Source organism: Streptomyces sp. NPDC111520 (assembly GCF_055635295.1).
On record NZ_JBVKBW010000014.1, the window covers coordinates 190,333 to 203,289 of the forward strand.

Here is a 12,957-nt window from a genome sequence, read left to right on the forward strand (position 1 = left end):
AAAAACAGGAATGGCGCGTTACACCGGGGCCGACTGCAAGCGTTGCCGTCGGGAGAAGCAGAAGCTCTTCCTCAAGGGGAGCAAGTGCGAGAGCGCGAAGTGCCCGATCGAGATCCGTCCTTACCCCCCGGGTGAGCACGGACGCGGGCGCACCAAGGACAGCGAGTACCTGTTGCAGATGCGCGAGAAGCAGAAGTGCGCGCGCATCTACGGTGTCCTTGAGAAGCAGTTCCGCGGGTACTACGTGGAGGCGAACCGCAGGTCCGGCAAGACCGGTGAGAACCTGCTCCGCATCCTCGAGTCCCGGCTGGACAACGTGGTCTACCGGGCGGGCTTCGCCAAGTCGCGCGATCATGCGCGGCAGCTGGTCCGTCACGGCCACTTCCTCGTGAACGGCGTCAAGACCGACATCCCGTCGGCCCGTGTCGTCGCGAACGACATCGTCGAGGTCCGTGAGTCCTCCCGCAGCCTGACGCCGTTCGCGGTGGCCCAGGGGGAGGCAGGCGAGAGGACCGTCCCGGCCTGGCTGGAGGCGATCCCCTCACGTCTGCGGATCCTCGTGCACAACCTGCCCGAGCGCCCGGTGATCGACACCCAGGTGCAGGAGCAGCTGATCGTCGAGCTCTACTCGAAGTAGCAGGGCTCACGGTCCCGGGCGGTGCGGCACACCTTGTGCCGCACCGCCCGTACCCTTGAAGCCTCGGCATCAAATAGTGGGTGCCGGAGACTGGAGGCAATACCCCATGCTGATCGCTCAGCGCCCCTCGTTGACCGAAGAGGTCGTCGACGAGTTCCGCTCCCGGTTCGTGATCGAGCCGCTGGAGCCGGGCTTCGGCTACACCCTCGGCAACTCGCTCCGCCGCACGCTCCTCTCCTCGATCCCGGGTGCCGCCGTCACCTCGGTCCGGATCGACGGCGTCCTGCACGAGTTCACCACCGTGCCGGGCGTCAAGGAGGACGTCACCGACCTCATCCTCAACATCAAGTCCCTGGTCGTCTCCTCGGAGCACGACGAGCCGGTCGTGATGTACCTGCGCAAGCAGGGCCCGGGTGTGGTCACCGCCGCCGACATCGCGCCCCCGGCCGGTGTCGAGGTGCACAACCCCGACCTCGTCCTGGCCACGCTGAACGGCAAGGGCAAGCTGGAGATGGAGCTGACCGTCGAGCGCGGTCGCGGCTACGTCTCCGCCGTGCAGAACAAGCAGCAGGGCCAGGAGATCGGCCGCATCCCGGTCGACTCCATCTACAGCCCGGTGCTCAAGGTCAGCTACAAGGTCGAGGCGACCCGTGTCGAGCAGCGCACCGACTTCGACAAGCTGATCGTCGACGTCGAGACCAAGCCCGCGATGCGTCCCCGTGACGCCGTGGCCTCGGCCGGCAAGACCCTCGTCGAGCTGTTCGGTCTCGCCCGCGAGCTGAACGTCGACGCCGAGGGCATCGACATGGGCCCGTCCCCGACGGACGCCGCCCTGGCGGCGGACCTCGCGCTCCCCATCGAGGAGCTCGAGCTCACCGTCCGTTCCTACAACTGCCTCAAGCGCGAGGGCATCCACTCCGTGGGCGAGCTCGTGGCGCGCTCCGAGGCGGACCTGCTCGACATCCGCAACTTCGGTGCGAAGTCGATCGACGAGGTCAAGGCGAAGCTGGCCGGCATGGGCCTGGCCCTGAAGGACAGCCCGCCCGGATTCGACCCGACCTCCGCCGCCGACACCTTCGGTGCGGACGACGACGCCGACGCCGGCTTCGTGGAGACCGAGCAGTACTGATGAACTGCCTCCAGGCGTCCGCCTGGGGGGTTCCTGACACCGGTACCTGACACGGCCGGTGCAGATCTGAGGAGAAACACCATGCCGAAGCCCGCCAAGGGTGCCCGTCTGGGCGGCAGCGCCGCGCACGAGCGTCTGCTTCTCGCGAACCTCGCGAAGTCGCTGTTCGAGCACGGTCGCATCACCACCACCGAGGCCAAGGCGCGCCGTCTGCGTCCGGTCGCGGAGCGCCTGATCACCAAGGCGAAGAAGGGCGACATCCACAACCGTCGCCTGGTGCTGCAGACGATCACGGACAAGGGCATCGTCCACACGCTCTTCACCGAGATCGCCCCGCGGTACGAGAACCGCCCGGGTGGTTACACCCGCATCACCAAGATCGGCAACCGTCGCGGCGACAACGCGCCGATGGCGGTCATCGAGCTGGTGGAGGCGCTGACCGTGGCCCAGCAGGCCACGGGCGAGGCGGAGGCCGCGACCAAGCGCGCGGTCAAGGAGTCCGAGGCCAAGACCGAGGCTCCGGCCGAGGTCGAGGACAAGGCCGAGGCCACCGAGGCTCCGGCCGAGGAGTCCAAGGACGCCTGACGTCCCGACCGGACGGGCCCGCCCCCAGATCGCTGGGGGCGGGCCCGTCCGCGTGTTTGAGAGGATCTGCGGGTGAGTGTGGCGAGCGATGAGGTGGAGCCCGGGTACGTCCGGGTGCGGCTGGACCTGGCGTACGACGGGGCCGAGTTCTCCGGGTGGGCGAAGCAGCGCAGCAGGCGGACCGTCCAGGGCGAGCTGGAGTCGGCCCTGCAGACGGTGCTGCGGCTGCCCGATCCGGTCGAGCTGACCGTCGCCGGTCGTACGGACGCGGGTGTGCACGCCCGGGGACAGGTCGCGCACGTCGACCTGCCGGAGGAGGTCTGGGAGCGGGAGGGCGACAAGCTGCTGCGCCGGCTGGCCGGACGGCTGCCCTGGGACGTACGGGTGTGGAGGGTCTCGCGGGCCCCGGCCGGCTTCAACGCGCGCTTCTCCGCGATCTGGCGCCGCTACGCCTACCGCGTCGGCGACCACCAGGGCGGGGTGGACCCCCTGCTGCGGGGGCACGTGCTCTGGCACGACCGGCCGGTGGACGTCGAGCTGATGAACGAGGCGGCGCGCAGGCTGCTCGGCGAGCACGACTTCGCGGCCTACTGCAAGAAGCGGGAGGGTGCGACGACCATCCGCACCCTCCTGGAACTGCACTGGGTACGGGACGCCTCCGGCCTGGCCGTGGCGACCGTACGCGCCGACGCCTTCTGCCACAACATGGTGCGCGCCCTGGTCGGGGCGATGCTGCTGGTCGGCGACGGGCACCGGCCGGCCGGCTTCCCCGGCGAGGTCCTGGCGGGACGGGTGCGGCACTCGGCGGTCAACGTGGTGCGGCCGCACGGGCTGACCCTGGAGGAGGTCGGCTACCCGGCCGACGAACTGCTGGCCGCGCGCAACCGCGAGGCCCGCAATCTGCGCACGCTGCCGCTGCCGCGGGCCTGAGCGGCGGCCGGGTCGCCGTACCGGATCATCTGCGGCGGCGGCTCATCCGCGGCGGCGCAGTGCCGTGACCACCTGGGTGAGGACGTAGCCGGAGCCCAGGGAGGTCAGCACCAGCGGGACGGGGCGGAGCCGGTCGTGGAAGGCGCCCCACCAGGAGAAGCAGGCGGCCGGGACGACCAGCAGCACGTACAGCGCGCGCGTCGCCCACCAGCGGCCCGGCAGGCGCACCGGAGTGCCCCGCGGGGGGAGCGGCATGCTGCCCTGCTCCGCGGTGAGGGTGTCCCTGACCCCGGAGAGGAAGCCGCGCGGGGCGAGTACCCGGGCCCCGGGGACGCCGTCGAGCGCCGCCGGGCGTTCACCGAACCCCTCCGGCAGCGCCGGCAGGCCCAGTGCCGTCACCGTGTCCGCCAGCCGCCGCCCCGGGGCGTCCATGCCGCGCAGCAGCGCCGTGAGGGGCCGGGCGTCGCGGACGCCGTAGGCCGCGGCGAGGGCGGCGGCCGTGGCACCGGCGGTGTCCAGGGACGGCACGGGCGCGCCCGGCGCCCATTCGTGCGCGGCGACCTTCCGGCCCTTGGCGTACAGCGTGATCCCGTACCGGTCGCCGGAGCGCTGCAGGACCACGGCAGGCCACTTCTCGCCCGCCGTGAAGAGGTCGACGGCCCCGGCCAGGCTGCCCTCCCCGGTCAGCTCGACATGGGTGAAGCCCGCTCCCGCCGGGGCCAGCCGCAGCCCGGTCCGGCACAGCAGCGCCGCCTGCGCGACGGAGGTGAGGGGCGCGGAGGCCACCGCCAGGGTGCGCGGCGCCCAGTCGTGGCCGCCGGCCGGGACGGGGACCGCGGGCGGGGTGCCGAAGAACGGGGTGCGGGTGGCGACCTGCATGCGCACCCCGGTGCGGAAGTCCAGGAACTCCTGGCGGGGGTCGGTGCCCAGGTGGGCCCACGGGAAGCCGGTGGCGTGCACGCCGATGTCACGGAAGACGCGCAGCGCCTCCTGCCACCGGCCGGCGCGCACCAGCATCAGCGCCAGGTGGTTGCGGAACTCCGCCGCCTCCGGATCGCCCGGGTCGTACCAGCCGGACAGCTCCAGGGCGCGGTCCACGGCGGCGGCGACGCGGGCCGGCTCGACGGCGTCCGCGCCGGACGCGTCGTCGGCGGCGGTCCCGCCCGCGACGATCTCGTACTCGACGGCGGCGAGCAGCGGCAGCGCGTTGATCTTCGAGCCGGGCAGGGCCTCCTCGGCGGCCTGCTCGGCGAAGTCGAACATCTCGTGGTGGGTGCCGTACCACTTCGCGCACAGGTACTGCAGCGCGGAGGCGTGGCAGCCGTAGTGGTGCGGGGCGCGCTCGACGGCCTCGGCCCAGTACGCGTCGAAGATCTCCCGCGAGGACTGCATCCCGCGCGCGTGGGTGAGCGCGACGCGCCACGGGACGGGGTCGGCGGGGTTGAGCTCGGCGGCGGCGCCGATCACGGGAACCGCGTCCTTGAGCAGTGTGAAGAAGGCCTTGAACTGCTCCGGCGAGACCAGCGAGGCCCGGGCGCCGCTGCGTATCTCCCAGGCCTGGTGGACGCGCAGGTCGGCCTTGACCAGGCTCGCGTCCGGGTCCTCCGGGGCGGCGGCGAGCCAGGCGTCCAGCCAGCCGGGGTTGTGGAGGGCGAACTGCGCCAGCTCGGAGACGTAGGTGTCGCGCAGCTCCCACTGGCAGCCCAGCCGGGTCGCGGACAGCAGCTCCCGGGCGGGCCCGTGGTCGCCGCCGCCCGCCGCGGCGAGCGCGCCGCGCAGCGGGAGGTCCGGGACGTCCAGGACGACGGCCTCGTCCGGCGGCAGGCCGGCCCCGACGGCGGAGCCGTGGCGGAGCATGCGGGGCAGGGTCAGCAGCGTACGCAGGGAGGGCATGCCGTTCCGGTCCGGTGGGGTGGGGTCAGTTGGCCGGTGGGGCGGCCTCGGAGGCCATCGCGGCGTCGGCCTGGTCCCTGCCGCGCTGGACGATGCGGTTGAAGGCGTAGTTGAAGCCGTCCTGGCCGGCCTGGCGGGAACCGTCCGAGCTGGTCGCGGCCTTGCCGCCCTTGGGGCCGGCGATGGTGAAGTAGGCGTAGCGGCCCACGGCGCCGGACTTGGACCAGCACGCCACGCCGTGGCAGAAGTCGGCGACGCCGCCGCCGTTCAGCGGGCGCAGGAACTTGTTGGTCCGGGCCACCTTCTTGGCGGTGGCCGCGTCCTTGAACACGGCCACGCCGACGGTGACCGCGGAGCCGCCGCGGGTGTACGTGACGCGCATCATGCGGGTGCAGCCGTTGCGTTCGAGGGCGGTGGCCAGCGAATCGGTCGCGGCGTCAGCGCAGTCGCGGTTCTCCTTGGTCGCGGTCTTCACGTAGGAGCGGCCGCCGGAGTAGTCCAGCTTCTTGCCGGGGAAGAGGGTGCCGGCGCCGAGCGGGGCGGTGTCCTTTGCGGCGGTGGAGAGGAAATCCAGCGGGCCGTAGGTCGGGCCGGGGGAGACCTCCGAGAAGGAGGGCTCGGGCGGCAGGGCGACGTCGGAGGCGGGGGCCGAGGCGGTCGCGGTGGGGGAGGGGGCGGGGCTGCCGCCGGAGCTGACCACGGCGACCGTGACGATCCCGGCGACGGCCGCGGCGGCCAGGACGCCGCCGCCTATGAGGAGCAGCCGCCGGCGGCGCCTGGCGCCGGCCTCCGCTTCGTCGGCGAGCGCCGACCAGTCCGGCTGGTCGCCGGCACGCGGGGCGTACTGCGGCTGCGAGGGGCCCCGGGTGCCCTGCCCGGCCTGCGGCGGTGCCCAGTCCGGCGGCGGGGTCCAGGCGGGTTGCTGTGGCTGGTGGTCGGGGCCGCCGACGACCTGGCCGCGGAGCACCTGGCGCTGCTCCCCGGGGGTTCCCGGGACGCCTTGCTGTCCCGGCGGTGCGGTCCATCCCTGGTTCGGGTTGTACGGCTGCTGCGGCCCGTCAGTCATGGCGCGGATTCTATAGAGGAGAAAACCCGTTTGGCGGTGAGCGACCGCGCTACGAGAATCCAGGCATGGGACATGTGGACGTTGCGCATCTGGAGTACTACCTGCCGGACGGCCGGGTGTTGCTGGGCGACGTCTCGTTCCGGGTGGGCGAGGGCGCCGCGGTGGCCCTCGTCGGGGCGAACGGCGCCGGCAAGACGACCCTCCTGCGGCTGATCTCCGGGGAGTTGAAGCCGCACGGCGGCACGGTCACGGTGAGCGGCGGGCTGGGCGTCATGCCGCAGTTCGTCGGCTCGGTACGGGACGACCGCACCGTACGGGACCTGCTGGTGTCCGTGGCGCCGCCGCGGATCCGCGAGGCCGCCGCGGCCGTCGACGCCGCCGAGCTGGAGATCATGGCGCAGGACGACGAGGCCGCCCAGCTGGCCTACGCGCAGGCGCTCAGCGACTGGGCGGAGGCCCGCGGCTACGAGGCGGAGACGGTCTGGGACATGTGCACCACGGCCGCGCTGGGCGTGCCCTACGAACGGGCCCAGTGGCGCGAGGTGCGCACGCTGTCGGGCGGCGAGCAGAAGCGGCTGGTGCTGGAGGCGCTGCTGCGCGGCACCGACGAGGTGCTGCTGCTGGACGAGCCGGACAACTACCTCGACGTCCCCGGCAAGCGCTGGCTGGAGGACCAGCTGGAGCAGACCAGGAAGACGGTGCTGTTCGTCTCGCACGACCGGGAGCTGCTGGCCCGCTCCGCCGAGAAGATCGTCAGCGTGGAGCCGGGACCGGCCGGCTCGGACGTGTGGGTGCACGGCGGCGGTTTCGCCACGTACCACGAGGCGCGGCGGGAACGCTTCGCGCGCTTCGAGGAGCTGCGGCGGCGCTGGGAGGAGGAGCACGCCCGGCTGAAGAAGCTCGTGCTGACCCTCCGTCAGCAGGCGGCGATCAGCCCCGACATGGCCTCCCGCTACCGCGCCGCGCAGACCCGGTTGCGGAAGTTCGAGGAGGCGGGGCCGCCGCAGGAGCCGCCGCGCGAGCAGGACATCCGCATGCGGCTGTCCGGCGGGCGCACCGGCCTGCGCGCCGTCACCTGCGCGCGGCTGGAGCTGACCGGGCTGATGAAGCCGTTCGACCTGGAGGTCTTCTACGGGGAGCGGGTGGCCGTCCTCGGCTCGAACGGCTCGGGCAAGTCGCACTTCCTGCGGCTGCTGGCCGGGGATCCCGGCGTGCGCCACACGGGGGAGTGGAAGCTGGGGGCGCGCGTCGTGCCGGGCCACTTCGCGCAGACGCACGCGCATCCGGAGCTGATGGGGCGCACCCTCGTCGACATCCTGTGGACCGAGCACGCGCGCGACCGCGGCAAGGCGATGTCCGCGCTGCGGCGCTACGAGCTCGACCGGCAGGGCGACCAGCGCTTCGACCAGTTGTCGGGCGGGCAGCAGGCACGCTTCCAGATCCTGCTGCTGGAGCTCGCCGGGGCGACGGCGCTGCTGCTGGACGAGCCGACCGACAACCTGGACCTGGAGTCGGCGGAGGCCCTGCAGGAGGGTCTGGAGGCGTTCGACGGGACCGTGCTCGCGGTCACCCACGACCGCTGGTTCGCCCGCAGCTTCGACCGCTACCTGGTCTTCGGCTCGGACGGGCTCGTCCGGGAGGTTCCGGAACCGGTGTGGGACGAGACCCGGGTCGTCAGGGAGCGGTGACCGGGGCCGGGGCGGAGAAGGAGCCGGGGCCGGGCGCGGAGCCGGGGCCCGCGGGACGGGCGCACGGGCGGGGGCGGCGGGTGCTGGCGCGCCCCCGCACCGGCTGTTTTGACCCGAACGGGCAGCCGCGGGTATTCTGCAGGTTCGTTATGCGTATTGGCTTGCTCGTTCTCACGTGAGAGGCCGCTACGCCGGTTCACCGGGCCGATGACCAGCGTTCGCCCTGCGGTATGCGTCGCCGCAGGCGATAGGGCTGTCGTGATCGTCCGGGTGGCCTTGTCAGTACCCACTCACTGAAGAAGCGAAGGCTACGACCGTGCGTACGTTCAGCCCCAAGCCCGGCGATGTCCAGCGCCAGTGGCACGTCATTGACGCGCAGGACGTCGTCCTGGGCCGTCTGGCGTCCCAGACCGCGTCCCTCCTGAGGGGCAAGCACAAGCCGATCTATGCGCCTCACGTCGACACCGGTGACTTCGTCATCATCATCAACGCCGACAAGGTGCACCTCTCCGGCAACAAGAAGCAGCAGAAGCTCGCCTACCGCCACTCGGGCTTCCCGGGCGGTCTGCGCTCCGTCCGTTACGACGAGCTGCTCGACAAGAACCCCGAGAAGGCCATCGAGAAGGCCGTCAAGGGCATGCTGCCCAAGAACAGCCTGGGCCGCCAGATGCTCTCGAAGCTGAAGGTGTACGCGGGTGCGGAGCACCCGCACGGCGCCCAGCAGCCGGTTCCGTTCGAGATCAGCCAGGTCGCGCAGGGCTAGTCCCGGCCACCACCGACACAGAAAGCATCTGAGGAGCATCGTGGCCGAGACCACCCCTGAGACCCCTCTCGTCGAGGACGGCGAGATCGTGGAGACCATCGAGATCCCGGAGGAGTACACCTCCGAGTCCCTCGCCTCCCGCTTCGGCGAGCCCCAGCCGGCCGCCGGTACGGGCCGCCGCAAGGAGTCCGTCGCCCGCGTCCGGATCATCCCGGGCTCCGGCAAGTGGACGATCAACGGTCGCACCCTTGAGGAGTACTTCCCCAACAAGGTGCACCAGCAGGAAGTCAACGAGCCGTTCAAGATCCTTGAGCTCGACGGCCGTTACGACGTCATCGCCCGGATCAACGGCGGCGGCATCTCCGGCCAGGCCGGTGCGCTGCGCCTGGGCGTCGCCCGTGCGCTGAACGAGGCGGACGTCGACAACAACCGCGGCCCGCTCAAGAAGGCCGGCTTCCTGACCCGCGACGCGCGCGAGATCGAGCGCAAGAAGGCCGGTCTGAAGAAGGCCCGCAAGGCGCCGCAGTACAGCAAGCGCTAAGCATCGCGCGCGCTGCATTGCACGTACGCCCCGGAGGCACTTTGTGCGTCTCCGGGGCGTACGCGTTTCGGGGGGTATAGACGTATAACCGGATGAACGCCCGAAGCGTACGGGGCGGAGCACGGCAACATCTCGGAGGAAAGACGTGGGACGACTTTTCGGTACGGACGGTGTGCGCGGTGTCGCGAACGCGGATCTGACGGCCGAGCTGGCGCTCGGACTGTCGGTCGCGGCGGCGCACGTGCTCGCCGAGGCGGGCACGTTCGAGGGCCACAAGCCGGTGGCGGTGGTGGGACGGGATCCGCGCGCGTCCGGAGAGTTCCTGGAGGCCGCCGTGGTGGCCGGGCTCGCCAGCGCAGGCGTCGACGTGCTGCGGGTGGGCGTGCTGCCGACCCCGGCTGTGGCCTACCTCACCGGGGCGCTCGGCGCCGACCTGGGCGTGATGCTCTCCGCGAGCCACAACGCGATGCCCGACAACGGCATCAAGTTCTTCGCCCGGGGCGGCCACAAGCTCGCCGACGAGCTCGAGGACCGCATCGAGTCCGTCTACGAGGAGCACCGCACCGGCGCCCCCTGGGACCGCCCCACCGGCGCCGGCGTGGGCCGCGTGCGCGAGTACGACGAGGGCTTCGACCAGTACGTCGCCCACCTGATCGCCGTCCTGCCGCACCGCCTGGACGGTCTGAAGATCGTCCTGGACGAGGCCCACGGCGCCGCCGCCCGCGTCTCCCCCGAGGCCTTCGCCCGGGCCGGCGCCGAAGTGATCACCATCGGCGCCCAGCCGGACGGCCTCAACATCAACGACGGCTGCGGCTCCACCCACCTGGAGCTGATCAAGGCCGCCGTCATCGACCACGGCGCGGACCTCGGCATCGCCCACGACGGCGACGCCGACCGCTGCCTGGCCGTGGACCACCAGGGCAACGAGGTCGACGGCGACCAGATCCTGGCCGTCCTGGCCGTCGCCATGCGCGAGGCGGACCGGCTGCGCAAGAACACCGTCGTCGGCACCGTGATGTCCAACCTGGGCTTCAAGCTCGCCATGGAGCGCGAGGGCATCGGCCTCGTCCAGACCGCCGTCGGCGACCGCTACGTGCTGGAGTCGATGAAGGAGCACGGCTACGCGCTCGGCGGCGAGCAGTCCGGCCACGTGATCATCCTCGACCACGCCACCACGGGCGACGGCACCCTCACCGGCCTCATGCTGGCCGCCAGGATCGCCTCCACCGGGCGTTCGCTGACCGAGCTGGCGGCCGTCATGGAGCGGCTGCCGCAGGTCCTGGTCAACGTCCGGGACGTGGACAAGAGCCGCGTGGAGACCTCCACCGAGCTGTCCGCGGCCGTGGCCGAGGCGGAGGCCGAGCTCGGCACCACCGGCCGGGTGCTGTTGCGCTCCTCCGGCACCGAGCCGGTGGTCCGCGTCATGGTCGAGGCCGCCGACATCGACCACGCCCGCTCCGTGGCCGGCCGGCTCGCCGACGCCGTGAAGTCCGCGCTCGGCTAGACCGGCATCGGCCCGGCCGGCTAGGAAGCGCGCGACACCGTACGCCGCCTGCGCTGCATCGCCCAGAAGCCCTTCTGGGCGAGCAGCGTCAGGACGCCCGCGATGACGATGCCCGCCAGGTTGACGCCCAGCTGAGCCGAGGAGCCCCACAGCTCGCGGTAGTCCCCGTAGGACAGCGCGAGGGCGGCGTTGGCGGCGGCCGGGACGGTGGTCACCGAGATCGCCACCCCGACCAACGCACCGGACTTGGCGGACGTCAGCGAGAGGATCCCGGCGATCCCGGCGAGGAAGGCCACCACGAAGGAGCTGGCGTCCGGCTGCCAGATGAAAGCGGTCGACGGATGCGGCGCCGTGAAGTCGTCCACGCTGAAGACGCCGAGGACGTCCATCAGGTAGTTGAAACCGCCGGTGAGGACCATCGCCACCGGGAAGCCCACCACCAGCGCCACCAGCGAGCGCCGGGCCAGCCGTCCGCGGCGCTGGACCAGGCCGGTGCACACACCGGCCAGCGGCCCGAACTCCGGGCCCACCACCATCGCGCCGACGATCAGGATCGCGCTGTCCAGCATCACCCCGCAGGCCGCCAGCATCGTCGCCAGGGCCAGGAACGCCAGATAGGTGACGGTGAGGGTGGACTCCTCGTGGGTGGCGTCGGTCAGCGACTCCCACAGCACGGCGTCCGCGCCCTCACCGGGCGCCTCCTCCTCGGCCCTGTCTGCGCTGTCCGACAGTGACAGGTCGATGTGCTCCACCGCGATGGAGCCCGCCTCGGCGACACCCATGCGCCGCAGGGCCCGCAGCAGTTCGTCACCCGCCTCGCGCGCGACGTCGCACATGACGATGTCCCCGCGTGGGTTGCGGGCCGCGCCGGGCAGCACCGCGACGTGGGTGGCGCCGACGGTTCCCTCGACGAGGGAGAGGACCTCGTCGGTGCTCCCCTGCGGGACGATCATCCGAAGATGCAGCATGCGGGGCAGGCTACCCCCGGCCGGCGCACTACAGCTTGCGCAGGGAGAGCTTCTGCACCTTGTGGTCGGGGCCCTTGCGCAGGACCAGGGTGGCCCGGCCGCGGGTGGGGAGCACGTTCTCCAGCAGGTTGGGCTGGTTGATCCCGCGCCAGGTGTGGCGGCCGTACTCCATGGCCTCCTCCTCGGAGACCTCGGTGTAGCGGTGGAAGTACGACAGCGGGTTCTGGAAGGCGGTCTCGCGCAGCTCGCGGAAGCGCGCCAGGTACCACTGCTCGATGTCCTCGGTGCGCGCGTCCACGTACACGCTGAAGTCGAAGTAGTCGGCGAGCGCGACCCGGGTGCGGCCGTCCTTGCCCGGCAGCGCGGGCTGCAGGACGTTCAGGCCCTCCACGATGAGGATGTCCGGCCGCCGGACCACCAGCTCCTCGTCCGGCACGATGTCGTAGATCAGGTGCGAGTAGACGGGCGCGCGCACCTCGTCCTTGCCGGCCTTCACGTCGGCCACGAAGCGGGTCAGCGCGCGCCGGTCGTACGACTCGGGGAAGCCCTTGCGGGACATCAGCCCGCGGCGCTGGAGCTCGGCCTTGGGCAGCAGGAAGCCGTCGGTGGTGACCAGCTCCACCCGCGGGTGCTCGGGCCAGCGGGCGAGGAGGGCCTTCAGGATGCGCGCCGTGGTCGACTTGCCGACCGCGACGCTGCCGGCGACGCCGATGACGAAGGGGGTGCCGGCCTGCGAGCGGCCCTCCCCGGTGTCGTCGAGGAAGGTGTTGACCGCGCCGCGCAGGCCGTGGGTGGCGCCGACGTAGAGGTTGAGCAAGCGCGACAGCGGCAGGTAGACGTCGATCACCTCGTCGAGGTCGATGACGTCGCCGAGGCCGCGCAGCCGCTCGACCTCCTCCGCGGTGAGCGGCAGCGGCGTGCGGTCGCGCAGCGCGCTCCACTCGGCCCGTGTCAGGTCGACGTAGGGAGTCGCCTCCGACCTGGGCCGGTGGGCGCTTTGGGGCATCGAGGAGACCGGTGTGATCACAGTCCATTGTTAACGGAGTTCGAACGGGACCGCGGAGTGGGGTGCGTCACGCGAAGGAGCGGACGACGCCACGGGCCGGTGCCGCCAGGAGGTGCGGGTCGCCGTCGTGGGGGGGGGGGGGGGGGGAAAGGGGCCAACACCCCAGACACACCTTGGCCTCCTCCCCAGTCGCACCCTTTTCTGGCCTTTCTGCCGGGGTGTTTGAAGGGTGCTCCGCGGTTGACCT

Annotated in this window: 12 protein-coding genes; 8 read left to right on the plus strand and 4 right to left on the minus strand. The window is 71.8% G+C overall.

Translation table 11 applies throughout. The annotated features are described in order from the left end of the window. Positions 1-10: 10 nt before the first annotated feature. The 4 genes from rpsD to truA all read left to right on the plus strand — a co-directional run bounded on the left by rpsD (position 11) and on the right by truA (position 3,281). Positions 11-637 carry a 30S ribosomal protein S4 gene (gene rpsD, locus ACZ7MY_RS30280; protein WP_499606451.1) on the plus strand — a complete coding sequence of 209 codons (627 nt, stop codon included), beginning with the start codon at positions 11-13 and terminating at the stop codon, positions 635-637. A gap of 106 nt (positions 638-743) precedes the next feature. Further along, positions 744-1,766, plus strand: a complete 1,023-nt coding sequence (locus ACZ7MY_RS30285) for a DNA-directed RNA polymerase subunit alpha (protein WP_361800610.1) — start codon at positions 744-746, stop codon at positions 1,764-1,766. Positions 1,767-1,847: 81 nt separating this feature from the next. Continuing rightward, positions 1,848-2,351 carry a 50S ribosomal protein L17 gene (rplQ, locus tag ACZ7MY_RS30290; RefSeq protein ID WP_499606452.1) on the plus strand — a complete coding sequence of 168 codons (504 nt, stop codon included), beginning with the start codon at positions 1,848-1,850 and terminating at the stop codon, positions 2,349-2,351. 72 nt (positions 2,352-2,423) lie between these two features. After that, positions 2,424-3,281, plus strand: coding sequence for a tRNA pseudouridine(38-40) synthase TruA (gene truA / locus ACZ7MY_RS30295; protein ID WP_499606453.1), 858 nt, complete (start codon positions 2,424-2,426; stop codon positions 3,279-3,281). A gap of 42 nt (positions 3,282-3,323) precedes the next feature. On the opposite strand, the gene ACZ7MY_RS30300 is transcribed toward truA, so the two are convergent. Together ACZ7MY_RS30300 and ACZ7MY_RS30305 are read right to left on the minus strand one after the other, a co-directional pair. Continuing rightward, positions 3,324-5,174: a hypothetical protein gene (locus tag ACZ7MY_RS30300; protein ID WP_499606454.1), complete on the minus strand. Its 1,851-nt coding sequence runs from the start codon at positions 5,172-5,174 to the stop codon at positions 3,324-3,326. Between the two features lie 25 nt (positions 5,175-5,199). Next, positions 5,200-6,240 carry a hypothetical protein gene (locus ACZ7MY_RS30305; RefSeq protein ID WP_499606455.1) on the minus strand — a complete coding sequence of 347 codons (1,041 nt, stop codon included), beginning with the start codon at positions 6,238-6,240 and terminating at the stop codon, positions 5,200-5,202. 65 nt (positions 6,241-6,305) lie between these two features. On the opposite strand from ACZ7MY_RS30305, the gene ACZ7MY_RS30310 reads away from it, so the two are divergent. The 4 genes from ACZ7MY_RS30310 (at position 6,306) to glmM (ending at position 10,736) form a co-directional block, all read left to right on the plus strand. Next, on the plus strand, positions 6,306-7,928 hold the full coding sequence (locus ACZ7MY_RS30310) for an ATP-binding cassette domain-containing protein (protein ID WP_499606456.1): 1,623 nt from the start codon (positions 6,306-6,308) through the stop codon (positions 7,926-7,928). A gap of 316 nt (positions 7,929-8,244) precedes the next feature. Beyond that, positions 8,245-8,691 carry a 50S ribosomal protein L13 gene (gene rplM, locus ACZ7MY_RS30315; protein WP_089229083.1) on the plus strand — a complete coding sequence of 149 codons (447 nt, stop codon included), beginning with the start codon at positions 8,245-8,247 and terminating at the stop codon, positions 8,689-8,691. 40 nt (positions 8,692-8,731) lie between these two features. Next, a complete protein-coding gene (gene rpsI / locus ACZ7MY_RS30320) occupies positions 8,732-9,232 on the plus strand; it encodes a 30S ribosomal protein S9 (protein ID WP_319140461.1) in 501 nt (166 codons plus the stop codon). 145 nt (positions 9,233-9,377) lie between these two features. Then, complete coding sequence (gene glmM / locus ACZ7MY_RS30325; protein WP_499606457.1) at positions 9,378-10,736, plus strand: phosphoglucosamine mutase; 1,359 nt, start codon at positions 9,378-9,380, stop codon at positions 10,734-10,736. Positions 10,737-10,756: 20 nt separating this feature from the next. Here the strand turns inward: glmM and ACZ7MY_RS30330 are convergent, their stop codons facing one another. After that, a complete protein-coding gene (locus ACZ7MY_RS30330) occupies positions 10,757-11,704 on the minus strand; it encodes a DUF389 domain-containing protein (protein WP_499606458.1) in 948 nt (315 codons plus the stop codon). Between the two features lie 28 nt (positions 11,705-11,732). Then, positions 11,733-12,710 (minus strand): type I pantothenate kinase, encoded by a 978-nt coding sequence (coaA, locus tag ACZ7MY_RS30335; RefSeq protein WP_499606471.1) that lies wholly within the window; start codon positions 12,708-12,710, stop codon positions 11,733-11,735. Positions 12,711-12,957: the final 247 nt, after the last annotated feature.